This window comes from Pseudomonas sp. Irchel s3f7, from assembly GCF_900187615.1.
GTDB lineage: Bacteria > Pseudomonadota > Gammaproteobacteria > Pseudomonadales > Pseudomonadaceae > Aquipseudomonas.
On the sequence record NZ_FYDO01000004.1, the window covers coordinates 101,828 to 128,030 of the forward strand.

Below are 26,203 nucleotides of genomic sequence, written 5' to 3' on the forward strand. Positions count from 1 at the left end.
CAGCGTGTCGAAGTTTCCGACCATTCCCCCCAGAATGGATCAAGACAGGTTTTCGAGTAACTCCAGTGCCTGATCGAAATCGAAGCTCTCCGCTTGCTGAACAACCCGGTGCAACTGCTCGACGACCCGAGGGCCTGACGCCAGCCCCTGCAGTTCGTGCAGGGCAGTCAGCGCCAGGGTGTCGCTCTCGGCCAGCAGATGCCGGACGTGGGCCAATTGCGCCTGCCATTCGCTATTGAAGGGTGCGGTGACGGCGTCTATGGGCGCTGTCGGTTCGGTCAGCACCGATAAGCCTTCCAGCACGATGGCCAGGCAGCGTTCGACCTCCACCAGCGAATCTGTCAGGTCCTGCCCTGCGCCACCGTTCAGGCACGCCTGTTCCAGGACGCCGGCGTCGTTCGCCAGTTCAATCGCACCGATGTTACCGGCCGTCCCGCGCAAGGTGTGGGCCAATCGGATTGCCACCTTCGGATCGCTATCAGCTCGGGCCGCCAGGAACTCGGCGCTAAAAGACTGCTGGCTGGCGCAAAACTTGCGCAGCAGGCGCAAGTAGAGCTCAACCTTGCCCATACACGTGCTCAGGCCTGCACTCAAATCAATACCGGGAAGGCTGGCCGGCAGCACGTCTGTAGACTCCGTCGTCAGCGGCGAAATGACGGCAACAGGAGCGCCGCGACCCGCTCCCGGATGTATCCACCGGGCCAACGTGGCGAACATGTCTTCGACGTTCAAGGGTTTGGAGATGTGATCGTTCATGCCGCAGGCAAGCGCCCGTTCGCGGTCCCCCGCCATGGCGTCGGCGGTCATGGCGATCACCGGCAGATTCGCCCAACGAGGCTGCTCGCGTATTTTGCGGGTCGCGGTGTACCCGTCCATCACCGGCATCTGGCAGTCCATCAACACACCATCGAAGTCCGAGTCCCGCTCCAACTGGTCGAGCGCTTCCTTGCCATGATTGGCCAGCAACAACTCGATACCGGCGCTCTCCAGCAGTTCACACGCCAGTTCGCGGTTCAGCTCATTGTCTTCCACCAGCAACAGTCGCGCGCCACGCAGGCTCGCCATGGCGCTGGTGCTCTGGTCGGTGCGCTTGTTGGCCCGGGTGTCGACGTGGGGGATTTTTCCCAGCACGGTGCCCAGCGCCTCCAGCAACGTCGACGGCGTCACCGGTTTCGTCAGTACCACCGGCAATTGAATGCCGTGCCGGCTGGCTTCTTCGCGAGCCTCTTCGCGACCAAAAGCAGTGACCATGATCACTGACGGCGTTTTCACCAGTTTGGCGGCCTGCATCTGCCGCACCGTCTCCACGCCATCCATGCCGGGCATGCGCCAATCCATCAGCACCAGGTCATAGGGCAGCCCCTTGGTTTCGGCTTCCACCAACATGGCCAGTGCGGCTCGACCACTTTGCGCGACGTCCACTTCGACACCAAAACCGCGCGCCATGGTGGACAGAATCTCGCGCGCCGTGGCGTTGTCGTCGACAACCAGCACACGGCTACCCACCAATTCGTCGGCGGTCAACATGCGGCGTAGATGGGCGTCGCGCTGCACGCCCACGCTTACCTCGAAATGAAAAGTGGACCCTATGCCCGGCTCGCTCTCCACCCAGATGGTCCCGCCCATCAGCTCCACCAGATGCTTGGAGATGGCCAGGCCCAACCCGGTGCCGCCGTATTTACGCGTGGTGGAACTGTCGGCCTGGCTGAACGGTTGAAACATGCGCGAGCATTGCTCGGCGCTCATGCCGATCCCGCTGTCGCGCATCCAGAAATGCAGTTGCGCCTGCTCACCTTCGGCGCTTCGCAGTTCTGCACCGAGCACAATCTCGCCCTGCTCGGTGAACTTCGTCGCATTGTTGCCCAGGTTGATCAGCACCTGGCCCAGGCGCAACGGATCGCCGACTAACGCGGTCGGCAGTTCAGGTGCCGTGTTGAACAGCAATTCCAGACCTTTGTCCTCGGCTTTCAGGCCAATCATGCTGGCGAACCCGTCGAGCACGTCCTCGAGATGGAAAGGAATGTGTTCGAGGTTCATCTTGCCGGCCTCGATTCTGGAGAAGTCGAGGATATCGTTGATGATGCCCAGCAGGCTTTCGGCCGAGCGATGGACCTTCTCGATGTAGTTACGCTGCCGGTGGTCGAGTTCGGTTCGCAACGCCAGGTGGCTCATGCCGATGATGGCATTCATCGGAGTGCGGATTTCGTGGCTCATGGTGGCCAGGAAGTCGCTTTTGGCCCGGGTCGCCTCCTCCGCGGCCTCGCGTGCGCGCTGCACCTCGGCCTCGGCGGTCTTGCGATCGGTGATGTCAAAGTACCAATTGGCATCCATGCCCCGCTCTCCCAGTGTCATCGAGACAGCCGACACCAGTACGTCAAAGCGTTCACCACCGGCGCGCTGCATCGTGGTCTCGAAATTCAGCACCTGACCTTGCGAGGCCGCAGCGAGAAAGCGCTGGCGTGCCTGCGGGTCGACCCAGAACTGCGCCGGATCCGTCCCCTCCAGTTCCGCCAGACGGGTTCCGAACAAACTGTTGAACTGCGGATTGCAGTAGCTCGGACGCCCATCGAAGTCTCTGATCACCATGGCCACCGGGCTGCTGTCGAGCACGGCGCGCAACTGGGACTCACTGGCTTTGAGCGCCGCTTGCAACTGACGGCGCTCACTGACATCACGCACCGAAGCGCACACGCAGGTTTCACCCCCGTCCAGACTCGGCAGGTGCGACAGGCTGATCTCGGCCGAAAAGTGGCTACCGTCCTTGCGCACGCCTTGCAGGTCATCCAGATAGCTTCCCATCTGTCGAGTGTCGCCGTGGGCCACGAACTCCTTGCGCAGACCCACGTGGTGCTCTCGACTGGCAACGGGCACCAGACGTTCGATTTTCTCGCCAATCAACTCACCGGCCGCGTAACCGAACAGTTGATCCAGTTGGCGATTGGTTCGCAGGATCTTTCCGTCGGCATCCACCACCAGCATGCCGTCCGGGGCCGCTTCGATGATCCCGCGATACCAGGCCTCGGTCGCACGCAAGGCCGACTGCTGGGTTTCGAGCGCCTTGGCCTGTTCTTCCAGTTGCAGCGCCTGTTCCGCCATTTCATTGGCCTGGCGACGGGTTTCTGCCAACAGCGTCTTGACCGCCTGGTTACGCTCCAGAATCGCCATCGCGGCAGCCAGGCGTGGCGTGGCCTCATGCAACAGCTGTAATTCGCGCTCGCCCAACGGCTCCAGACCGGCCAGTTCGAGTACGCCCAGCAGCCGCTCGCCGCGCACGATGGGTTGCAGCAGCAAACAACTCGCTGTCATCTCGCCAAGCGGCGAGTGCAAACGCCATTGATGCTCCGGCAGCGCCTGAAACTGACGTGGCTGACGATCCACCGCGCACTGCCCCAACAGACCATCGCCGAACAGGACTTGTGCCTCAGGCGGTCGCTCGGCATCGGTCGCATAACGGCCCATCAGCGAAAGCGTGCCGGCGTCCTCGTTCGCGCTGTAAAGCACCCCTTGGCAGATTCCGTGCAGGCCGGCCATGCATTGCAGAAACACCTGCGCCAACTCGGCGGGCGTTTCAGCCTGTTGCAGATCAACCTGCAACTGGGCGGTATGCGACTTGATCCAGCGCTGGTGCTCCAGCTGTTGGGACTCGCTCTGCAGTTTGGCGATGGCCCGTGCCAGGTCGCCCGTTTCGTTATTCATGTCGGTGTGAGGGATCGGCTGATCCAGCTGCCCGGCGGCCAATTGGTCCACGGCCACCCGCACCCGGTTGAGCGGATTGCGTATCGATTGGCTGACCAGCCAGGCCAGCAGCAGCGCCAGCGACAGGCCTCCGAACAACAATATGTAGGTCAGCAGGGTGCTGCGTTCGGCATAGTCGGCAATGTCCTTGGCCGTGTCGCGAATCGAGGCTTCCTTGATCTGGGCGATCGCGTACAAAAGGGTGTCGGCCTGCTGAGCCAGTTGCTGGAACTCACTGCTATTGAGCAGCACCAACGCCTGACTCTGCTGGCCCTGATCGATCAATTGAAAGGCGTGATCGCCATGGCGCTGCAACTGTTGCAGCAACAGGTCGAACTCGGCGAGACGTGCCAGATTCTCCGCACGCCGCAGGGTCACTTTGGCCTGGGCCAGCGCGAGCTGCAGCCGATTCTGGATGTCACGCAACTGCTGCAGGGATTCGACGCGGATCGATGCGCTGTCGGTGCCTACCGCACGCTGCAGTGCTTGCATCATATGGGGCAGTTGAACCCGCGCTTCATGCAAGTACTCCATGCCCACCAGTTCCTGCAGGTAGAGTTTCTGCATGTCCTGCTCCAGCGAATGCTGGGTCCGCAGGCTTTGTACACCGAGCACCAGCACCAACAGCAGTAGCGCGGAAAACCCCAGAATCAGTTTGTGCAGAAGCGCAAGGCGCTCAAGCAGGGTGCGCAATCCGGCCATGGCCTGTCCTCGTGATCCTGATAAAAATACGGGTGAAGGGAGTGGAAAGTACCGGGTTCAAGGCGTCTGGCCGCTACGTTCCAGGGCGGCCTGTTTGGCTGCCATGTCCTGATTGGTGTCGGCGAAACGCTCGGCAATGGCCTGGAACTGTTCAACGCAGGCCAGGAAAGCGTCGCAGATGTCCGGATCAAAGTGGCTGCCTCGCCCCTGCCGAATAATCTCGACGGCCTGCTCGTGGGGCATTCCGGATTTATAGACCCGACGGCTGATCAGCGCGTCATAGACATCGGCCACCGCCATCAACCGGGCGCTGATGGGAATATCGTCAGCCGCCAGCCCCTGCGGGTACCCGCTGCCGTCCCATTTCTCCTGGTGACTGTAGGCAATCTCCTTGGCCAGAACGAGGAAGTCGACGCGAATGCCGAGCGCATCCTCGGCATGCTGGATGGCGTCACGCCCCAACGTTGTATGAGTCTTCATGATCTCGAACTCTTCCTCGGTGAAGCGTCCTGGCTTGAGGAGGATATGGTCGGGAATGCCGATCTTGCCGATGTCGTGCAGCGGCGCCGACTTGAAGAGCAGCTCGATGGTCTCCTCGCTGAGGAAGGGACTGAAACGCGGATGATCGCGCAGATGCTCGGCCAGCACCTTGATGTAATGCTGAGTCCGGCGGATATGGTTGCCGGTTTCGTTATCGCGCGTCTCGGCCAGTGAAGCCATGGCCTGGATCGCCACGTCCTGGATCGCAGTCACTTCACGGGTCCGGCGCTCGACTTCTTTTTCCAGATAGTCGTTGTGATCGCGCAGGAAGTCCTTCGCCGCCTTGAGTTTGAGTTGGGTATCCACCCGCGCCAGAACCAGCGCCGGTCTGATGGGTTTGGTGATGTAGTCGACGGCCCCGAGCTCCAGGCCATGGATCTCATCTTCGGTTCCGGCCATGGCCGTCAGAAAGATGATCGGAATATCACAGGTGCGCGGGTCGCGCTTGAGCCGCTCTGCCACTTCATGGCCGGACATTCCGGGCATCATGATGTCGAGCAGGATCAGGTCCGGTAGCGTATCGCCTTGCAATACCCGCAAAGCCTTTTCGCCACTATTGGCGGCCTTGACCCGGTATTTATCCTTGAGCAGATCGGTCATCAGCATCAGGTTATCGGGCGTGTCATCGACCACCAGGAGGGTAGGCGCACTGTAACGACTCTGTTCGACACTCATGGCCGGCGGCTCCCTGTCAGATATCGGCATCCCAAGGCGACATTTTCACCCCGGCGAAACAGAGTTTAGCTGCCATACTTGCGTATCGCCTACCCGCGTAGCACATGATTCAGGCAATCAATCGCTTGACGATCAGTATTTGATGTCCCGCGCTGTGCGACGTGTGTCCTGCTTGGTGCTGCGCTTTTCCTGACGACAATCGGCGTTGGTCTTGTCACTGCTCTTTCTGCAATCATCCTTGGTTTGTCGTGCCGTAGAGCGCCCGTCCTGACGGGTATCCCGTGCTTCACGCCGTTGCTCACCCTGCTCGGTCGCGTACGCCGGCAGTGACACCGACTGCACACCCGCGGCGACCAGGAACAGCGCCGCCAGAGTTTTCAAACATTGCTTGCGAATCATGATTCTTTCTCCAATTCGAAATCGCCCGGTTGCGTCTCAGGCCCACCGAGGATATTCAGGGAAATGTGTCTGACGTTACCCACAAAATTGCTTCGTGGCACATGAGATCTGACGATAGGACCCCAAAGGCAGTCCCGCAAGGAGCGAATTCTGCAAAGATCGCAAAATGGCCATCGACAGCGACTAAACTTTTGCAATGAAACATCGCCGCCGAGGAGATCTCCATGAGCGTCTCGCTGCCCGAACTCGATGCCGCCCTGCCCGGCCTGGCCTGCAAGATCCGCGTGCTGGACGCCCTGGCCTGGCCGGTTGGGGTCGAGGAAGACTTCCTGGAACATTGGCGCGGCGGCAAGGCACGATTACCCCGCGTCGAGCTGCGCCCGCGCGATCACAGTGCCGGGATCGTCGCCCTGGAAGATTTCGCTGGCCGTTGCGATGTGCAGCACCCCGCCGGGCATCACCTGGCCATGACGGCGCGCAGCTATGCCACGGCCGGACGGATGCTGGGCGCCATTGGCACCCCCGCGTTCACAGAATATTCGTCAGCGTTGTATCGGCGCCCGGATTTTGAGTATCCGCGCCTGAAACTGACCATGGTGGACGCGGCCCGATTTTTCCTCGATACCACCGATGCGTTGCTCGGCGGCACCCGAATTCCGCCGAGCGAAGCGGATATCCCGGCCGAGGCCTTCGCCGCCTGGATGCAACCGGAACTGGACCAGTTCTTTGGTCCGGGTCGAATTACCGTCGCACTCGATCCCACCCTGGCGGCCAAGGCGATCGCCGGTTCAAGCCGCATCCGCCTGCGCGCCAGCGCGATGTTCTCGGAACTGGACAAGAACCAGTTATTGCAACACGAAGCCTTCGTGCATGTGGCAACGGCACAAAATGGTGCACGCCAACCCAACCTCAAAAGCCTGGGCCTGGGGGCGCCCCGCACGACCCAGACTCAAGAGGGCATCGCGACCCTCGCCGAACTGTTCACCGGCAGCATGGACATCAACCGCCTGCGGCGCCTGGCCCTGCGCGTACTTGGGGTTCAGCAGGCGCTGGACGGCGCCGATTTCATTCAGGTGTTCGAAGGATTTGTCGCGGCCGGTCAGTCGCAAGAGGAGTCCTTTCGCTCGACCCAGCGGATTTTCCGCGGCGCCGACCTGCGTGGTGGATCGGCGTTTACCAAGGATGCCGCGTACCTGACCGGTTTGCTCGGCGTCCACACCCTGCTGCGCATTGCGATCCGTGATAATCGACCGGAACTGGTCAGCCATCTGTTTGCGGGACGCATCAGCCTGGGGGACACCTTGCGACTGGCGCCACTGTTCGACTCCGGCTGGCTCCAGGGACCGATTCACGTTCCGGCCTGGGCCAGCGATTTACGTCGGCTCGCCGCCAACCTGGCGTTCTCTGCCTTTATTACCCGGATCCAGCTGGATGTACTCGATCTGGACGTGTTCATGGCCTTCGCCGACGAACACGAAGACGACGCCAGTGCCCTGTGATCAGGGCAGCATGAAGTCCGAAACTGTCCCAATTTGCGAAGAAACTGTCCTGCTACGCCAATAGCGTCCCATCCGGCCTACCTACTATAGGCCCCGGCACCTCTGCCCATCAGCGGGGGCCCGCTACCTATACCGGATGCTCAATATTGCGCACCGCCGTACAGCACGGATTGGAGAAAACAATGACAACAGTCGCCGCAACCCAAGACGCTCCTTCACCCCTCACCCCCTCGGCACCCGCGATAATTCGGTCGTCAGTGCGCCAGCATTCGATCAAGGTGGAAATCTGCTCCCCTGCCATCGGCGCTGAACTCAGCAACATCAACCTGGCCGATGCAACCCGGGACCCTGAGCTGATCGCACAAATCAGGGCGCTGTGGTTGAAGCACAAAGTGTTGTTCTTTCGCGATCAGGACCTCACCCCTCTGGAGCAACAGCAGTTCGCCGCGCAATTCGGTGAGCTGGAAGGTCACCCATTGGCGCCGAGCCACCCAGAGGCGGACAAGCTGTTGATGCTGTATCGCAACCTTGACCCAAGCAAGCCCAAGACCTATGTCGAAAAGGCCAGTCGCGAAAACCTCTGGCATGCCGATGTCACCTACAAGAAGGCACCGCCGCGTGGAGCGGTATTGCGCTGCGAAATGGGTCCGGAGTCGGGTGGCGACACGCTGTGGTCAAACATGGTGATGGCTTACGAAAACTTGCCACAGGCCATCAAGCAACGAATCGACGGTCTGTACGCCAAACACAGTGCCGAGCACACCTTTGGCGCCCAGTTGCCACGCGACGACCGCCATGCGATGGCCGCGAAGAACCCGGCTGCTGAACACCCGGTGGTGCTTACCCATCCGGAAACGGGCGAAAAGGTCTTGTTCGTCAACTCCGCGTTCACCACCCATTTCTCGAATTTTTTCAACTTCGAGGACATCCGCTACGGCCAGGACTTCATGCCCGAGGCTCATCACCTGATGAACTACCTGACGTCTCAGGCCGCGATTCCGGAATATCAGGTACGTCTGAAGTGGCGTACCAATACGATTGCCATGTGGGACAACCTGCAAGTCCAGCACTACGCGGTGGCTGACTACGGCAATGCGCCAAGAAAAATGCTGCGCGCCACCCTCGCGGGCACCCCGCTCAGCTGATTCGAACTGCTTCCAGAGATATCCAGGGCACCCGACCATCAGAGATGGGTCGGGCGGCCGTGGCTGCCGACGAATACTCGATCTGATACGCCGTAATGGAGATAAACATGTTCTACGAACACGTCGACACCGCCGTCATCGATGGCGAATCACTGCCGAGAAAAAACGCGAATGGGGGCGCCAGAGCACCCCATCGTTAGAACTGCCCGAGAAACGTCAGGAGCAGTTCGTTGACTTGATCGGCGCTTTCTTCCGCGGCGCTATGGCCCACGCCGGACAGCAGAACCTTCATCTGTAATCCGGGTAGATAGCTGTCGAGCCGGTCATAAAGGCTGCGTATTTCGATCGGCTCTAGCGAAGGGTCGGCAGCACCACCGATGAACAGGCTCGGCTGGCGCACCACCGCACCGTCAAGAAACGCTGTGATTTCCCAGTTCCGGTCACGACAACGGTAGTAGTTCAGGGCGCCGGTGAACCCTGTACGTGTGTATTCAGCGACGTAGTAGTCGAGCGCCCGCGCGCTCAACCATGACGGGAACTCGCCCTTCGGCTCAGTGAACGCGTTGAGGATAGGCTCACCGGGCTCGACGAACAGACGCCAGCGTTCAGCCCCGACAGCGCTGCCGGAGATTGAGTAGAAAACGCTACGCAATGTTTTTCTCGGATCGCAGGCCAACTCGCGATCCGGCTTTTCGAGTTGCTGGAAATACAGGTGGTGATACACCCTGCCCTTTGCCATTGCCTGTAAACCTGCGGTCGGTTTGACCTTGCCGCGTGGAGGCACCGGCGTATTGAGCATCACGAGACCGCAGAACAGATCCGGCCTCATCATCGCCGCGGCTTGGGCCACCCAGGCACCCAAGTCGTGTCCAATGATCACCGCGGACGTTTCGCCCAGAGCCGTCATCAAACCCACCATGTCGCCGACGGCCTGGCTCATGTCATAGGCTTCAATCGCATCGGGCCGATCGGTCTGGCCAAAACCCCGTTGATCGGGGACCACGACGCGATATCCCGACTCGGCCAATGCCACGATCTGTCGCCGCCACATGTACCAGAGATAGGGAAAACCGTGCAGCAGGATGACCAGCGGGCCCTGCCCCTCGTCGATGTAATGCAGGCGAATGCCATTGAGTTCAGCAAAGCAGTGGTTGAATGCATCAGGATCGTCGGCGTCCACTTGCGCGATCGCCGCGAGCGGCTGGCCGATTCGTTTTGCTGTGCGTGTGTCCATGTCTACCTTCATCTTTTTGTCGTTATTGGCTTGAAGGTAGCCGTGACAGGACATCCTGCACTAAGCTCCTCAGGACACAATCTTGTGAATTTGGGACATGTAGATCTATGTTCACCCTGACGCGAAGTGCCAGCCTTACCAACTATGAGCAGGTCTCGCGCTCAGTGGGGCTCGATCCATTTCGCATGCTGCGCCTGGCCAGGTTGCCGGCCAGTGTCCTCGACGATCCGAATATCATGATCAGCACCGACTCGGTGGGGTGGTTGCTGGAGGAGTCGGCCCGTCTGTCCGGCCAAGAGGCTTTCGGATTGTTGCTCGCGCAGACGCGACAACTGTCCAACTTCGGCATGCTGGCGCTGCTCATTCGCGAAGAGCCGACATTGCGCGCAGCCCTGCAATCGTGCGCACGCTACATGCGGCTGCATAACGCCGGAGTGGAGTTGCGACTTGAAGACATGGGCGACCTGGTGCTGCTGCATGTGGGTGTGAAGATGCAGGGTCATCACGGGGTCTGGCGCCAGGCTATCGAGCAGTCGACAGGTATCGGACTGCGCACGTTGAGCGTGCTGACACGCAATACGTTCCGCCCTGTGCGGGTCAGTTTTACGCACGAGCGACCTGCCAGCCTTGACGTGCACCATCGCGTGCTGGGAACAGCCATCGAATTTTCACAGGAATTCAATGCCATCGTTTGCCGCGCGCGTGACCTGGACATGCCCATTCCCGCAGCTGACCCCGCGTTGCACCGCGAGGTGAAGCGCTCGCTGGACCTGCAGTTGGCCAACCAGCGCGACGAGCCATCGCAGCGGGTACGCCAGATCGTCAAGATGCTGCTGCCCAGCGGACTGTGCTCTGTCGATGGGGTTGCCCAGCACCTTGGCATGCATCGACGCACCCTTAATCGACACCTGGCGACCGAAGGCCAAAGTGTCACAACGATCATCAATGCGGTGCGCGCTGAACTCGCCGAAGAGTACCTGGCCAACAGCAAACGTCGATTGTATGAGGTCGCCGAACTCCTCGGCTTTTCCTCGGCCGGAGACTTTTCACGCTGGTTCCGCAGCCAGTTTGGCAAGACCCCCTCGGATTGGGCTGCCTGCTACAGAGCGAGCAAGGCGACGCGGTCGGTTTAGCCTTTTCGATCCTTTCGACGGTGTGCAAATTCTGCGTTTTCGGTCTTTCTGACTCGCTTCAATGCTTTTTTAATGTGAACTGAGCCTGACTGCCATGCGAACCTGTCCAGCACTTCTGTGACCCTCTGCTGGCCCCCGCGAAGCCCCCTAATTGTGCGGCGCGCGCAGTTTTGAGGCGTTTAGCCCGTACGGTCCGACTCATCCAGCTGTCAAAACTTTGTCTGTATTATTTTTTTCTTCAGAAAAAGTCATGAAACTGACGCTTTTCAATCCGTTGTTTCTATTTGACTTTTTATTCTGCTGACGGAAATTCAGTGTTTTTTTGCAGCGGCACTTTGCCACTTTTTCGGGTACCTCTTACTAATCTGGTCTGCTCCTTGCTTTGGAAGAGTCGTCGGTGCCGCCAAGGCATCGCCAAGATAGGGCGCTTCGAGAGAGACCTCTGTTGTACCTCCACGGACTGGGTATCTCCTCGACAGTGAAGCGCTTTTCCATCGGCTGACCACAGCCGTTTTCGATGTACCTGCCAAAAATCATTCTTCGACTTTCATAGACGAGTGTCAGGTTATGGCGGGCATCGATAAGGAACCATTGAACCCAGAATGGCCGCATCAGAAGAGGAAGAGTTCTTCGTTTGCGGCCCGCCTGTTCGATCGAACCAGTGCAGCCAAGTTTTTCGGTTGGATGCTCCTGTTCTGCACCCTGGCGTTGATCTGCGACAGCCTCGACCCCGAGCTCCTCGACCCAACCAATCAGAAGTTCATCCTGCTGGTCGGCGGGCTCGGTGCCTGGCGCTACGCCAATGCAGTGATGCACTACGTGCGCGGCATGTATTTCCTGCACTGGAAGTTTCCACTCATGCGACGGGCCGTGGAGCGAATGGGCGACTCCGCCCTGCCCTCACACCTGTTCATGGTGGTGACCAGCTTCCGTATACCGACCCATACCACTTACCGGGTCTATCAAGCGTTGTTTCAGGAGGTGCAACGCCTGCCGGTGCCCTGCACGGTGATCGCTTCAATCGTCGAGAAGGCCGACGAGGACTTCATCAAGCAGATTTTGCGCCGTGAAGTGCGAGACCTCAGTAGCATCCGTCTGGTGGTGGTGCGCGCCCGCGGTACTGGCAAGCGCCATGGCCTGGCCCACGCCTTCCGTGCCCTCTCGCGACAAATGCCGCTGGACGATGCCGTCGTCGGAGTGGTCGATGGGGACACGATGATGCTGCCCGGTTGCGTGGGGAACGCGGTGAAGTTCTTCGCCTACCTGCCCAGCGTCGGTGGCATCACCACCAACGAATTCTGCGAAGTGGAAGGCGGCAAACTGGTACGCGAATGGCATTCGCTGCGCTTCGTCCAGCGACACATCAACATGTGCTCGATGTCACTGTCGCGGCGAGTGCTGACCATGACCGGACGGCTATCGTTTTTCCGCGCCCGCGTGATGATCGATCCGGGCTTTATCCGTGACGTCGAATCCGACTTCCTCGACCACTGGCGGCTCGGCCGCTTCCAGTTCCTCACCGGCGATGACAAATCCTCCTGGTTCAGCCTGATGCGCGCGGGCTGGGACACCTTCTATGTACCCGACAGCAACACCGTGACGGTGGAGCATCCGCCAGACAGCAACTTCTTCCGCGCGTCGCGCCAGCTGATGTTCCGATGGTACGGCAATTCGCTGCGACAAAACTTTCGTACCACCAAGCTGTTGGGCTTGCGTCAGTTGGGAGTGTTCACCATGTATGTGCTCTACGACCAACGCATTGCCATGTGGACATCGCTACTCGGGCTGGCTGCCTCAGTCATCGCCGGGCTGGTACTCGGTATGCAGTTTTTTATCGCCTACCTGTTCTGGGTACTGCTGACCCGTACCCTGGCGACGCTGCTGTTCAGCTTCACACAGCACCCGGTCGATCCGCTCTATCCGCTGGTGCTCTATTACAACCAGATCGTCGGCTCGCTGATGAAGGTCTATTCGCTGTTCCATCTCGACCAGCAAAGCTGGACGCGGCAAAAGACCACCCTCAGCTCCACCGGTTCGTCCTTTGATGTCGCCCTTAACCGCTGGTCCTCGAAAACCATGCTGGTTTCTGCGGTTTCGCTGTTCCTTGGCACAGTCGTTCTCCTGCTTGAGATTACTCAACGTTAGCCCCGAGGCCATCGTCCTATGAGCATCGCCACCAGTCTGTCTGCGAACGTAGTCCATGAAGCCACCGACGAACGCCAGTTCGTGCGAATCAAGATCCCGGCCACGGTAATCTTGCAGAGCTGGGAGGGGCCGCTCGAATGCGAAATCCAGGATATCTCGCTGGGTGGCATCAGCCTGCTCTGCGGCAAAGAGCTGAAGATTGGCTCAATGTACTCCGCCAGCATTCGTCTGAATCTTTCGACGATCAATATCAACATTGACGCCAGGATTCGCGTGGTCTCCCAGCGCGCTGATGAAGTCGGCGCCGAGTTCATCGAGCTCGACGCGCAGAAGCGGGACATCCTGCGCTACATGATCGCCGCCTATATGTCAGGCGAGGTCGCCGACTTCAACGGTCTGTTCAACGTGATGCAACGGGAAAACTACATCAAGGAGAGAAAGAAGGTCACCAGCAGCTCGCGCACCGTCTTCGAACGCCTGCAGGCCATGCTCGGCAGCCTGCTGTTCCTTGCCCTCGGCCTGCTGGTGATGAGCCTGCTGGCATACAAAACCTACCTGTTCTTCTTCCGTGTCTCGGCCGCCCACGCACAGGTCAGCGCCGAAGCCTATCAGGTGAACATGCCGGAAAACGGCTACGTGAAGTTCATGGTCGGAGGCGATGCCGGTGAAGTGAAGGCTGGCGAACCAATCGCCACGGTGTCGACCCAACTGCTCACCAACTTCAACAGCCCTGCGGACCTGCAGGCGTTGGCCAGCTTGTCGCAGAGCGATCTGCAGACGCTGCTCGGACGTTCACTGATCGAGACGGTAATCGCCAGCCCCTGCGACTGCTACGTTTATTTTCCAGGACGCAAGCTGGATAGTTACGCCTACAAGACTGACCCGCTGCTGCACCTGATACCCAAGGATCAACCCCTGGTAGTCAAGGCCAGCTTCCCCTTTGACAAGCTCAAAGACATCAACCGCATCCAGCGCGTCAGCCTGCGCGTGTCCGGTATGCCCGGGGCGTTCGGTGGCAAGGTGGTGGGCTCCGCGGTGGATAGCGTCAACCAGATGCTGGTGCTGAGCATCCTGCCAGAGACCACGCTGCCACTGTCGGCGTACCAGCATCCGGTGGCGGTCGATGTGTACCTTGACCTGCCCTTCGACCCAGGTTTCTAGGAGGCTGGTCATGCGCTTGAAGAACGCCTCTGCCTCCCTGATCTACTTGACCCTGGCGCTATTGCCGGGGCTGCCGGTGGACGCCGCGAGTCTGCCGGAGATCCGCTACCGTCTGTTCAAGGACAGCCAGGCCGACGTCGAGGCCGATCTTCGTGAACTGGCGACCCGTGGCGACTCGGCATCGCAAATGCTGCTGGCAGACCGTCTCGCTGCTTCACCGGACGCAGGCCGCGTGCAAGAGGCCGTCGAACTGTATAAGCGTTCATTCGACGATGGCCTCGGGCAGCTCAACGCGCTGACGGGGCTGGCCCGATTGAGCGAACGCAACCCGCGGTACCGCAACCAGAACCAGGCGTTCTTCAAGCATGCCATCGGCCTCTATTCGCACGAGCGAGACTTCAACACGCTGTCTTCGACACTGGAGGTCTTCCTGGCCTACCCGCAGGAGTTCCAGGGCGAGGAAGTGACGCGGCTGATCAACCTCTACGACCAGGCTTGCGTGGAGAACTGTTTCAGCTTGAGCTACCGTGCCGCGCTGGCGGAACTGCGCGGGCAGTACGCGCAGGCCGAAAGCTACTATCGCCGCGCCATGCTCGACGATGCCCGCGCGGTGGACCGTTACTATCGCTTCCTCGGCGAACGCCAGGAGGAAGTGTTCAGGGCCTATGCCAAGACTCTCGAAACCCGAATCCCGAACCTGCCTGTGGACGTGGTGCAGTCCATCGGCAACCACCTGAGCAGCCTCTCCGGCGAAAACGATCCCTCGGTGCTGCTCTGGCTCGACAACGCCATAGCCCGCGGTTCGGAGTCGGCATTGGTCACCAAGGCCAGCTACATGATGTCCTTCGCCGACAGCTACGGCTATGAGGACACCCTGGCCCTGATTGACCGCATCGAGGCCAGTCAGTCGCAGCAGGGCCGCGCTCTGCGCGCCTCCGCCTACATGGTGCGTAACTGGCGCATCCTCGATCCCCACAAAGCCTACGACATCATCCGCGGCCTGCTCGCCGAGGGGTACCAGAACGCCAACCTGAACCTCGGCGAACTCTACAGCATGGGCGGGCTCGATGAGGTCGACCAGCTCAAGGCCATCGAGACCTACGAACGCCTCGCCGATCAAGGCTCGGCCTCAGCCTTCTATCGCATCGCCACCATCTACGGACGCGGGCGCGGCATATGCAACGACAAGATTCGCGCCTATGCCTACGCAAAAATCGCCGTGGACTACGGCGAGCTCGGCGCGATCAAGTACCTGAATGAACTGCAAGCAGAGATCAGTCCGGCAGACATCAGCGCGGCCTTGCAGGCGCGGGTGAACATCATGAAACAGGTCAAGGTACAGCTATGACGAATGGACTCTCCAGCATCCTGTTTCTGTCGCTGCTGACTGGCAGTCTGAGTTCGGTACACGCCGCCGCCGAGGCGGACAACTCAGGCGCTGCGACTGGCGAATCCACTCGGGACGCCACCCAAATACCTCCCGCAGCGGGCACGGAAAACCTCGTCGTGCAGCAGAAACTCACCGTACAGGGTGGCTACGGACCGGATAACTCGACCCTCGGCGAGGATCGCAAGGGCTTCTACAGTCTGCGCTACGAGCCCTCGCTCACCTGGTACTCGCCGGATCGCCAGTTCCCCACATGGCAGGGTTTCGCACGCGCCTGGCTGAACTACGCCTCGGCGCAGACCACCTCGCCCCTCCAGGAGCCGAACGAGCAACAGCCCGAGTATTTCAGTTCCGAAATGCGCGAGTTCTACCTCAAGCGCAACCTGCTGGGCGGCGACCCGCGCTATTCGCTGAGCGTCGGCCGGCAGAAGTTCGCCGACCACTACGGCATTTGGTGGGACGATAGCATCGAAGCCCTGCGACTGGACTTCGTCGACACCTTCGCCACTGGCTTCGTAGCCGTGGCGCGCAAGTTCCATAACTACAACACCGACAACAACAGCCTGCGCGATAACGACCGTGACATCACCTACGGGATGGGCGAATACGCCCTGCGTTGGAGTGAAAGAAACTGGATCGGCACGCGACTGATGATCGAGCAGGACAGCTCGGGGGACGACCCGGACGATCGCAGTGATTTTCGCGGAGGCCGCCTCGGTCTGTTCGCCTACGGAGACAACTTGCGCGTCTCGCCGCTGTTCAGCGATTACCGCCTCGAACTGGCGGCGCTCAAGGGTCGTCTCGACCTCACCGACAGCGCTGGCGCAACCAGCAATGAACACACCCATGGCTGGGCGCTGATCGGCAACATCGGCAAACGATTCGATGAAACGCCCTGGAAGCCACGGCTTTCCCTGCGTGTCGGACTGACCGACAAGCCGTCCAACGAGAACGAAGGCTTCTACCTCAATAACATCCAGTCAGACCGCGTCACCAACAAGGAGACCTACACCAACGGCTTGCTCAGCTCTTTTCTCAGCGTCGACCTGCACAACCTGGCGTTCTACAGCGTCGCAGTGGAAACCCAGCCCAAGCCGCGAAACAGCTTCGACGTGCGACTTTCCGACCTTTATCTGCGCGATGCCGACGGCGGCATCCCGATCAACGTCGCCGATGACCTGACCGCCACCGGCAGCAAGTCTCTCGGACAGATCCTCGACACCAATTACTACTGGCAGATGCTCCCGATAAACCTGCACGGCCAACAGCTGCATCTCAACCTGCTGGCCAGTGCGGGGTATTTCTGGAGCGGGAATGCCGTCAAGGGCCTGGACGATGACTTCCAGGTCAGTCTGGGCGTGGTGCTGCGCTACTAAACATCATGAGAGGAACACCAACATGGTCTTTACCTCGAACATCTTCCTGTACCTGTTCCTGCCACTGTTTTTGCTGGTCTATTACCTGGCCAGAAACTCCTGGCGCAACTACGTGATAGTCGTCGCAAGCTACTGCTTCTACGCGTGGTGGCGACCGGATTTCCTCCTGCTGTTCGTCGGCATCTCCTATTGGAATTATTGGTTCGGCCTGCGCATCAAGGCGCGGCTGGATGCCGACGACAAGTCCGGCGCCGAACGCCTGCTGTGGCTGGGTATCATCGGCAACCTGTGCACCCTGGGCTACTTCAAGTACGCCAACTTCGGCGTCGAAGTGATAGCTGCAGCCCTGGCGCCGCTGGGGATCAATACCTTCACGCTGGAAACCATCATCCTGCCGCTGGGTATCTCTTTCTACGTGTTCCACGCACTGAGCTACATCGTCGATATCTATCGCAAGGATGCCGAACCGACCAACCGCTTCGTTGACTTCGCTGCCTTCGTCGCTTTGTTTCCGCATCTGGTTGCCGGTCCGATCCTGCGTTACAGCCTGCTGGCCCCGCAGTTGCGAGAACGCACCCACTCGCTGGAGCTGTTTTCCCTCGGTGTTTGCCGCTTCATGCTCGGTTTCGTCAAGAAGGTACTGATCGCTGACTCGCTGGCGCCGATGAACACCCTGTTCATGGCCGAGGGTTCGCCGCAGTTCATTGACGCCTGGTTTGGCGTGTTCGTTTCGCTGGTTCAACTGTACTTTGACTTCTCCGGCTACAGCGACATGGCCATCGGCCTGGCGCTGATGATGGGCTTTCGCTTCGCCGAAAACTTCAACCAGCCGTTCCTGTGCAAAAGCCTCACCGAATTCTGGCGGCGTTGGCACCTGACCCTGGCCGACTTTCTACGCGACTACGTCTACCTGCCGCTTGTACGCTCGCGCAAGGTCGGCGGTGATACCGCACTGTTCATCACCATGCTGCTCTCCGGTTTCTGGCACGGCGCCAGCTTCGCCTTCATCTTCTTCGGCCTGTACTTCGCCGTGATCATGGTGCTGGAACGCCGCCTGGGCATCGCCACCAAGGTCAACACACCGTACAACTTCTGGCACAACATGCGCGCGCTGCTCTTGTTGCTGCTGTGCATGCCTCTGTTCATCACCGGCAATCTGAGGCACTCGCTGGAGATCTTCTCCGGCCTGTTTGGCCTCAACGGTCTGGGCAGCCTGGACATGTACTTCCTCGGCACCTCCAGCCTGAGCATGTCCTTCGTGCTGCTGGCGGTTGTCTGGCTGGTGGTTGCCGGGATGATCAACAACCGCTTCTACCTGCGCAACCAGGAGCCCTACTTCATGCAGAGCGTCAGCGGGTTGACTGCACTGATGCTCTGGGCCGGCTTCGGCATCTCGGTCACGCGGCTCGCCGCGAATTCCTTTTCCCCCTTCCTGTACTTCCAGTTCTGAGGAGATCGCCATGTTCCCCGTCATGAAGAGCGCAAGCAAAGTCAATGGCATCGCTTTCTGCATCCTGCTCGCAGTGATGCTGGTGTACTCCATTCCCAAGGTGGTGAGCTTCCTCAGGACGCAGCCCGATGCCCTCGCGCTGTTCCTTGACGGCCGCCTGCTGCGACAGCTGGAGATGACCTACGACCGCGAGTTCGTCCTTCGTGATACCGCCATCCGCACCTGGGCCGACCTTCAATACCTGGTCTTCGGCGAAGGCAGCAAGGGCGTGGTAATTGGCCGTAACGGTTGGCTGTTCACCAACGAGGAGTACATGATCCCCAATGACTATTCGCACGCAGTCGCCCAACATGTGCGGAACATCGCCGAGATCGAGGAGCAGCTACGCCAGCACAACAAACGGCTGATCCTGATGCCGGTGCCGATGAAGCTCGACATCTATGCCGAGTACGCACAGCGGCGCTTCGATGCGCGCACCGCGGGTATCTATGATGACTTCGTGGCGCGCCTCGCCGAGCAGAAAATCGAGACGGCACCGGTTCGTAGCGCGTTCCTCAGTGCCAAGGACAGCACGCAGCTGTTCCTGAAAACCGATACCCACTGGTCGCCCTATGGTGCCAACCTGGCGGCGCACGAAGTGGCGCGCCAGCATCCCGAACTGATTGGCAAGGCGCCCTACGCCACACAGCATGTGGCGCAAAAGGGCTATCACGGCGACCTCCTCAACTTCATCCAGGTCAGCGACTGGCTGGTCCCCTGGCCGTTGCTTGGCGACAACATCCCGGTGTTCGAAACCATAAGCCGCAACCAGTCGCTGGATGATGCCTTTCTGTTCGACGACCAGTCAGAGTCGATCATGCTGGTCGGCTCCAGCTACACCAAGATCGACGACTGGAACTTCCCCGGTTTCCTCAAGGAGTCGCTACAGAATGACCTGCTTACCACCGCCGTGGAGGCTCGCGGGCCCTTCCAGGCGATGGACGACTTCCTTGCTGGAAAGCAACTGAGGAACGACAGCATCAAGACCGTTATCTGGGAGTTCCCTGTGCGCACCCTGCTGGCGCAGAAGCCCAGTTCCAATAGTTGGCAGGCCACCATGAACCAGTTTTTCTAGGCACGGCCTTTTCGCCCCCCCCCCCGAAACATGGAGATGACGACGATGAAAACCACGTTCCTTGGTAGCCTGCTCAGTTTGGTGCTGCTCGTCCCAAGCCCCGCCCATGCCGCCGACGGTAACGGTGGCCTCTATGCCAGCCCACCGCCGCCCGGTTCGGCCTTCGTGCGCGTGCTCAACCTGGCCGGCGCCCCAGTGGACGTTCATCTGAAGGGCAAGAGCAAGGCCCAGAAAGTCAGCGGCGGCCACCTGGGCGGCTACCTCTACATCACCCCCGGCAGCCAACAGTTGACGGTGGACAAGACCAGTCTGGACCTTGGCCTGAAATCCGATTCGGCAACCACTGTGATCTACGACGGCAAGGCGCTGAAGCCCATCGTCGACACCTATAGCATGGACCCGACAAAAGCTTTGGTGGCGTTCTACAACCTTACCGAGAAGCCATTGGCGCTCAAGACCCTCGATGGCAAGCATGCCATTGTCGACAACATCGCGCAGAACCAGATGGGTACGCGCCTGGTGAACGAGATCAAGATTGGCTTCGCCGCCTATAGCGGCGAGCAGAATGTAGCGAAGTTCGACGAGCAGTTTCTCAAGAAAGGCGGGTCCTACAGTTACGTGGCCATCGCTCAGGGCGGTCAGGTACGGACCCTGAGCCTGGCCAATTCGTTCGACTCTTTGCAGTGAAGCGACATGCCCGCCCGCCAACCCGAAGCCTGCGGTGACCTATGAAGCACACCTTCCGTACAGTCTGCACCTTACTGCTCGCCTGGATTGCCGTTGGCCTGCCGGCGAGCGCGCAGGAGAACTGCGACCTGCAGTGTCTGATTTGCCCCGAGCTACACGATCCGCAGCAGTACGCCGAAGGAATCATGAAGTCGATGAAGGAAGTGACTCCGGGCAAAGACAAGTGGCTGTTCCGCTCGGAAGTCGACCTCTCCAACGACTTTTTCATCCCCAAGGAAATGCAGCCCGAATATGCCCGGCTGATGGCGACCTTCGCCGCCAGGCAGATCAAGGTTGTGTTCGCCGTGCAGCCGACCCGCGGGCTGATGCACCGCGACAAGATTCTGCCAGAGCGCAGCTTCGGCTTTTCCTACCCCACCGCCTCGCGCAACCTGGAAAACTTCCTCGGCCAACTACGTGCTCCAGGTGCCCTGGTGCCGGACGCCATGGTGCTGGTGCGCAACCCGCCCAAGGAAGAGTATTTCTTTCGCCGCGATCACCACTGGACACCCTCCGGTGCCCAGGCCACGGCAAAGATCGTCGCCGCAGAAATCAAGCGACAGCCCTTCTACGCCGGACTGGCCAAGAAGAGCTACCGCACCGAGGCCGGGATGATACTGCCCAAGGACGGTACCATGAGCCGGGCGCTGAAGAAGATCTGCGGCAACAACTACGGCTTCCAGTATGTCCGCGGCTTCCAGACCGTCCCCGCGGCCGACGATGCCAGCGCACTGTTCGAACAAGCCGCCGCCCCCGAAGTGATACTGGTCGGCACCAGCAATTCGGCAGCGCGCGACGACGAAATGAAGAACTACAACTTCGATGGCTACCTGAAAGAATTCCTCAACGTCGACATCCTCAACTTCGCCCTGGCCGGTGCCGGCCAGGACGGTTCGCTGCTGCAATACCTGCAGTCCGACAGCTACAAGCCGGATGCGCCACCCAAGATGATCATCTGGGAGCTGCCGGCCAGCTTCCACCTGGAGACGCCGCTGATGTACCGCCAACTGATCCCGGCGATCAACGGCGGCTGCGCCAAATCGCCGCAAGTGCTCACCAGTAACAAGCTCGAGCGTGCATCGCTGGTGCCCGGCCAGCGCATCGAACTGTTGAGTAATAGCGGCACACGGCGCCTGGCAATGACCGGAAAGTACGGCTTCCTGGACATCAAGCTGTCGGACAAGAGCGTCAAGGACTTCTACATCATCACCTACTACGACAACGGCGCCCGCGATAAAGCCTGGTTCCGTCGCGAGGCTATTGTCGACGGTGGTCAGTTCTACCTGGAACTGAGCTCCGCCGCAGAGTTCAGCAACGCAAACCTGCTGTCGGTGTTCCTCGAACCGGTGCAGCCCCTGGACACGCCGATCTCGATGGATGTGAAACTATGTCTCTGAGATGCCTCCCCCTGCTCCTGCTCGCAGCGCTGCTACCAGTGACCCAACCCTCCAACGCAACCGCAGGCGGCACCCGGTCGATCTGGAGCCTGCCGACGAGTGTCACGGCGCCCTCCGTGCTGCCCGACTATCACTCGCTGGTATGCCCCAAGCCGGTGATAGAGCCCTTCACTGGCGCCCTGCTGGTGGACAGCAAATACGACCAGAGCGACCCGACCAAGTCCACACTGGGCAAGGGCCAATCCCAGGAGTCCCAGCGTATCCACGACAGCGTGGCCAGCTATGGCAAGATGCTCAGCCTGTTCGCCGACTATTACGCCAAGGCGCAAGACCCGCCGCACGCCGCTATGGCTCTGGCGTGCATGGACCAATGGCTGGAGGCCTGGGCCGCCGCCGGAGCCCTGGAAAACCGCGAAGCGAACAAGACGGGTATCGCGGTGCGCAACTGGGCACTGGCGGCAATCGCCTCCAGCGTTCTCAAATTGCAAGCCCTTAGCGGCAACCAACTGCAACTCAGCGAGCGGCAGAAGCAGTGGCTGGACCGCCTGGCCGGCATCATCATCGAAGAGTACGATCCGCGCCTCGCCCCGTCCTTCGGCTATTTCAACAACCACGACTACTGGGCCGCCTGGTCCATCGGCTCCACCGGCATGCTGCTCGGCAAGCAGAGCCGCATCGACTGGAGCGCCAAGGTGTTTCGCCGCGCCATGCAGCAGATCACCCCGTCGGTCGGTGGCGACTATGCCTATCTGCCCAATGAACTGGCGCGCGGGACGCTCGCCGCCAACTACACCCACTACGCTCTGGTACCGCTGACCCTCGTCGCCGAAACCCTGCGGCTCAATGGCGCCAGCGTCACCGCCGAAGACAGCCGCAAGCTCGACCTGCTCGCCAACTTCGCTGCCCGGATCGTGCTCGCCCCCAATGGCCTTCCGGAGTTGCAAGGGCAAAAGCAGCAGAAGGTGCCGCCGTACAAGATGGCATGGCTGGTCCCCTTCCTGAGCCACAACCCGCAGCACGTTTTGGCACGCCAGTTGTACGGCGCCGAACACGGCGATGTGGACGGCTACCGGCAGATCGGCGGACACATCAAGCCTTTCTACCCTAATGTCGAATAACCCAGGCCCAGGTGAAGCCCATGCCCAGATCGCTCCCCCCATCCGCTGCCCATGCCCTGCTCTGCTTCCTGTGCTGCACACTGCTACCACTGGCACAGGCGCAGAGTCTTCTGCGCCACCAGCTCAGCGACGTACCGGCCACCGAGCAACAGCAGGAAATCGAGCGCGTGCTGCAGGCCGCCGACCAGGGCGTGGACGCTAATCAGGTGCGCGAGTCGCGCCCCGTCGGGCGCGCCTCGGTGAGCCTGAGCAGTCTGTTCTCCTCGCAGGAGGGCAGCTGGCCCTTCGAACCCTTCGTGCACAACGGTCTGTTTCGCGTCATCGCCAGCTACCAGACAAATCACCCGCTGGTGGTGGTGGTACGCGGCGGCGGCATCGGTCTGGCGCAGTTGCACCAGGCACTCGGCGACGAGCGCGTGATGAGCCGGCACAACGACGGCTACTTGCTCAGCTACCCACTGCTGATCGCCCCCGGTGCAGCACTCAACATCGTGGAGAGCACCCTCTACCTTCGCACCCAGTCCGGCACTGCACTGATCAACCAAGGCGATCTGACCCTAAAGCACGCCACCCTGACCAGCTGGAGCGACGGCCAGCCTGCCGAAATCAAGCAGCCGTTCCGTCCCTTCGTCATGGCCTGGGCCGGCAGCCGCACCCGCATCATCGACTCCAGTCTCAGCCGCCTCGGCTACAACGCCCACCTTTCCCGCGGCCTGACGCTCGCGCGCAGCACCGAGCAAGCTCTCGGCCTGGCGCCGGCAATCCTGTTGATGAGCGGCAGTCGGATCAGCGAGCTGTCCAGCGGTGTCGAATTGCAGAAGGCCGAGGCGCGCATCGAAAACAATCGTTTCGACGACCTGCAACAATACGCCCTCGACCTGTTGGACAGTCGCGCCAGCCTGGTTGGCAATCATATCGCCACCGTGAAAAACCAGAGCGCCATTCGACTGCGCGGCACCAGCAGCGGCGTGGTGGAACGCAACGTGATACTCGGCGCTGGCAAAGCTGGTATTGAGGTGCTGGACCAGCATGGCGAACTGGTGCTGCGACAAAACATGATCGGCGCTACGCAAAACGGCATCTTTCTTCGCCAGCTTGTCGATAAAAAGGACACCCCTCTACTGCTCGCGCAGAACTACATCGCCAACACCGCCAGCAGCGGCATCGACGGCGAAGCGATCGGCACCGTCTATGTCATCGACAACCGCATCAGCACCACGCCGGAATACGCCATCAGCATGCGCAATCCGACAGGCCAGCCGTCGCGCCTGGTGCTGGTGGCTAACCGACTGGCCAATGCCGGCAAGGCGATGATCCGCACAGAGGGCATAGATCGGGTGGTGCTGGGGGACAACCACTACCAGATGGGACAGACTGATCAACAGTTGATGGCTGGCGACCTGATGCCCGTGCAGAGTCTGCTGGTGGAAGCCACGGTGATGAACCCTTGTATCGTCGAGGTATGGATCTGGGCCGAGGCCGGCACCAGCCCCCCCGCCAGTCTGCCCGGCAACTGCCTGCGCGGTAATGAAACCGGGGATCGAGGCGAGTTCCTGCGTCTGAGATCAAGCAGCGGAAACTGACGCAGGTCTGCCGAAAGGTAGGCAGTGCAGCAATGTATATCAGGCTGGATTCAATTTGGATTCAGCCTGATACGACCAAGGCAAGGTGCACAGGTCATCCTGTGCACCCTCGTTATCTAGCCTTTGACAAGCACCACGCCCCCTGGAGCAGCGGAAGGCTTGCCCCGAGATTCGTGTGTCCTCCCGTAGGCATCCTCCAATCGTTCGATATCGTCCTCGCCCAGATAACTGCCCGATTGAACTTCGATGATCTCCAGCGGGATTTTGCCGGGGTTGGCCAAACGATGCACCGAAGCGACCGGGATGTAAGTGGACTCATTTTCGGTGAGCAGGAAAACCCTGTCGCCGCAGGTTACCTGAGCGGTACCGGACACTACGACCCAGTGCTCCGCTCGATGGTGATGCATCTGCAGGGAAAGTTGGGCGCCCGGCTTCACGGTAATGTGCTTGACCTGATGACGGGTGCCGCTGTCAACCGAGTCATAGGCACCCCATGGACGATACACAGAGCTGTGGTTCTGAGTTTCCTGACGGCCATTGGCATCCAGGATACCGACCAGCTTTTTCACACTTTGCACGGCACTCTTGTGCGCGATCATCACCGCATCCTTGGTTTCTACCACCACCACATCGTCCAGTCCCAGCAGCGTCACCAGCTTGCCGCTGCTATGGACGAAACAGTTGTGACTGTTGTGGCTGACCACGTCACCCTTGAGCACATTGCCGTCTACGTCTTTCGCATGCACGTCCCACAAACTCGACCAACAACCCACGTCGCTCCATCCAGCGGCCAGCGGCACTACGCAGGCACTCTTGGTACGCTCCATCACCGCATAGTCAATCGAATTGTCCGGACAGCACTCGAAGGTCCCTGCATCAATGCTGATGGCCGCATCGCTACTGCGGCTTCGCTCCAGGGCCAGTACGCAGGTCTCATGAATATCCGGCTCATGTACGCGCAGCTCTTCGAGATACCGGCTGGCGCGGAACAGGAACATGCCGCTGTTCCAAAAATATTCACCGGACTGCACATACTCGCCGGCTTTTTGCAGATCCGGCTTCTCCACGAAGTGTTCGACCCGAAAAACGCCTTCGGGCAGATCGGGGCAAGGCTCTGCGAACGCCCCCTTTATGTAACCAAAACCGGTCTCCGGGCGTGTCGCGGGTATGCCAAATAACACCATGCCACCCTTTTCAGCGGCGGCCTGCGCCTGCTGAAGTCCAGAATGCAAGGCCGCCCCATCCGTGATCACGTGATCGGCTGGCAATACCAGCAGCAGTTCGTCACGCCCCTCGGCGAGCAGTTTAAGGGCCACCAGAGCGACTGCCGGAGCAGTGTTGCGGCCGAAGGGCTCCAGCAACATCGCCTGGGCTGTGCAACCGATGGCAGCGAGCTGCTCGTTGACGATGAAACGATGTTCCTGGTTGCAGACAATGATCGGCTTTTCCATGCCATCGAAAGTCAACCGCTGCAAGGTCTGCTGAAAGAGCGTGCGCTCACTGGTCAATGCCAGAAACTGCTTGGGATACAACTTTCGCGACAGGGGCCAGAGCCGCGAGCCGCTGCCGCCGGACAAAATCACTGGAATCATTTTTGTTTCCTCCGAATCTTTCATTGTCGATAGATATGAAAGCTCCGCTGGGATCGCATCCCGAAAACCGGAGGACTGCCCTTCTCTGTTTT

Annotated in this window: 18 protein-coding genes; 13 read left to right on the forward strand and 5 right to left on the reverse strand. The window is 60.1% G+C overall.

Features of this window, described 5'->3' with window-relative positions:
• Nucleotides 1–39: 39 nt before the first annotated feature.
• The 3 genes from CKW19_RS04675 to CKW19_RS04685 form a co-directional block, all read right to left on the reverse strand.
• Nucleotides 40–4,437, reverse strand: a complete 4,398-nt coding sequence (locus tag CKW19_RS04675) for a response regulator (RefSeq protein WP_095056810.1) — start codon at nucleotides 4,435–4,437, stop codon at nucleotides 40–42.
• A 57-nt stretch (nucleotides 4,438–4,494) separates the two neighbouring features.
• Nucleotides 4,495–5,652, reverse strand: coding sequence for a two-component system response regulator (locus CKW19_RS04680; protein ID WP_095056811.1), 1,158 nt, complete (start codon nucleotides 5,650–5,652; stop codon nucleotides 4,495–4,497).
• Between the two features lie 132 nt (nucleotides 5,653–5,784).
• A complete protein-coding gene (locus CKW19_RS04685) occupies nucleotides 5,785–6,051 on the reverse strand; it encodes a hypothetical protein (RefSeq protein WP_095056812.1) in 267 nt (88 codons plus the stop codon).
• A 224-nt stretch (nucleotides 6,052–6,275) separates the two neighbouring features.
• Between CKW19_RS04685 and CKW19_RS04690 the strand changes: the two genes are divergently transcribed.
• Both CKW19_RS04690 and CKW19_RS04695 read left to right on the forward strand, forming a co-directional pair.
• Entirely contained in the window at nucleotides 6,276–7,550 is a 1,275-nt protein-coding gene (locus CKW19_RS04690; RefSeq protein ID WP_095056813.1) for a flavohemoglobin expression-modulating QEGLA motif protein, read from the forward strand.
• A 272-nt stretch (nucleotides 7,551–7,822) separates the two neighbouring features.
• Nucleotides 7,823–8,695 carry a TauD/TfdA family dioxygenase gene (locus CKW19_RS04695; RefSeq protein ID WP_218232047.1) on the forward strand — a complete coding sequence of 291 codons (873 nt, stop codon included), beginning with the start codon at nucleotides 7,823–7,825 and terminating at the stop codon, nucleotides 8,693–8,695.
• Between the two features lie 196 nt (nucleotides 8,696–8,891).
• On the opposite strand, the gene CKW19_RS04700 is transcribed toward CKW19_RS04695, so the two are convergent.
• Nucleotides 8,892–9,983, reverse strand: coding sequence for an alpha/beta fold hydrolase (locus CKW19_RS04700; RefSeq protein ID WP_256580298.1), 1,092 nt, complete (start codon nucleotides 9,981–9,983; stop codon nucleotides 8,892–8,894).
• Nucleotides 9,984–10,036: 53 nt separating this feature from the next.
• Between CKW19_RS04700 and CKW19_RS04705 the strand changes: the two genes are divergently transcribed.
• The 11 genes from CKW19_RS04705 (at nucleotide 10,037) to CKW19_RS04755 (ending at nucleotide 24,519) form a co-directional block, all read left to right on the forward strand.
• Complete coding sequence (locus tag CKW19_RS04705) at nucleotides 10,037–11,062, forward strand: AraC family transcriptional regulator (protein WP_095056815.1); 1,026 nt, start codon at nucleotides 10,037–10,039, stop codon at nucleotides 11,060–11,062.
• Nucleotides 11,063–11,746: 684 nt separating this feature from the next.
• Nucleotides 11,747–13,207 carry a glycosyltransferase gene (locus CKW19_RS04710; RefSeq protein WP_095056940.1) on the forward strand — a complete coding sequence of 487 codons (1,461 nt, stop codon included), beginning with the start codon at nucleotides 11,747–11,749 and terminating at the stop codon, nucleotides 13,205–13,207.
• Between the two features lie 18 nt (nucleotides 13,208–13,225).
• Complete coding sequence (locus CKW19_RS04715) at nucleotides 13,226–14,368, forward strand: PilZ domain-containing protein (RefSeq protein ID WP_095056816.1); 1,143 nt, start codon at nucleotides 13,226–13,228, stop codon at nucleotides 14,366–14,368.
• Nucleotides 14,369–14,378: 10 nt separating this feature from the next.
• Nucleotides 14,379–15,716, forward strand: coding sequence for a tetratricopeptide repeat protein (locus CKW19_RS04720; RefSeq protein ID WP_095056817.1), 1,338 nt, complete (start codon nucleotides 14,379–14,381; stop codon nucleotides 15,714–15,716).
• Nucleotides 15,713–17,131: an alginate export family protein gene (locus CKW19_RS04725; protein ID WP_095056818.1), complete on the forward strand. Its 1,419-nt coding sequence runs from the start codon at nucleotides 15,713–15,715 to the stop codon at nucleotides 17,129–17,131. The genes CKW19_RS04720 and CKW19_RS04725 overlap by 4 nt, the downstream gene beginning before the upstream one ends.
• Before the next feature lie 22 nt (nucleotides 17,132–17,153).
• Nucleotides 17,154–18,581, forward strand: a complete 1,428-nt coding sequence (locus tag CKW19_RS04730) for an MBOAT family protein (protein WP_256580299.1) — start codon at nucleotides 17,154–17,156, stop codon at nucleotides 18,579–18,581.
• A gap of 10 nt (nucleotides 18,582–18,591) precedes the next feature.
• Nucleotides 18,592–19,695, forward strand: a complete 1,104-nt coding sequence (locus CKW19_RS04735; RefSeq protein WP_095056820.1) for an alginate O-acetyltransferase — start codon at nucleotides 18,592–18,594, stop codon at nucleotides 19,693–19,695.
• A 45-nt stretch (nucleotides 19,696–19,740) separates the two neighbouring features.
• Nucleotides 19,741–20,382: an alginate O-acetyltransferase AlgF gene (locus tag CKW19_RS04740; protein ID WP_095056821.1), complete on the forward strand. Its 642-nt coding sequence runs from the start codon at nucleotides 19,741–19,743 to the stop codon at nucleotides 20,380–20,382.
• Nucleotides 20,383–20,423: 41 nt separating this feature from the next.
• Complete coding sequence (locus tag CKW19_RS04745; RefSeq protein ID WP_095056822.1) at nucleotides 20,424–21,818, forward strand: alginate biosynthesis protein AlgX; 1,395 nt, start codon at nucleotides 20,424–20,426, stop codon at nucleotides 21,816–21,818.
• Nucleotides 21,809–22,936: an alginate lyase family protein gene (locus CKW19_RS04750; protein WP_095056823.1), complete on the forward strand. Its 1,128-nt coding sequence runs from the start codon at nucleotides 21,809–21,811 to the stop codon at nucleotides 22,934–22,936. Before CKW19_RS04745 ends, CKW19_RS04750 begins: the two co-directional genes overlap by 10 nt.
• Before the next feature lie 20 nt (nucleotides 22,937–22,956).
• Entirely contained in the window at nucleotides 22,957–24,519 is a 1,563-nt protein-coding gene (locus CKW19_RS04755; RefSeq protein ID WP_095056824.1) for a right-handed parallel beta-helix repeat-containing protein, read from the forward strand.
• A gap of 116 nt (nucleotides 24,520–24,635) precedes the next feature.
• Here CKW19_RS04755 and CKW19_RS04760 read toward each other — a convergent pair whose 3' ends face one another.
• Nucleotides 24,636–26,111: a mannose-1-phosphate guanylyltransferase/mannose-6-phosphate isomerase gene (locus CKW19_RS04760; RefSeq protein ID WP_095056825.1), complete on the reverse strand. Its 1,476-nt coding sequence runs from the start codon at nucleotides 26,109–26,111 to the stop codon at nucleotides 24,636–24,638.
• Nucleotides 26,112–26,203 lie beyond the last annotated feature (92 nt).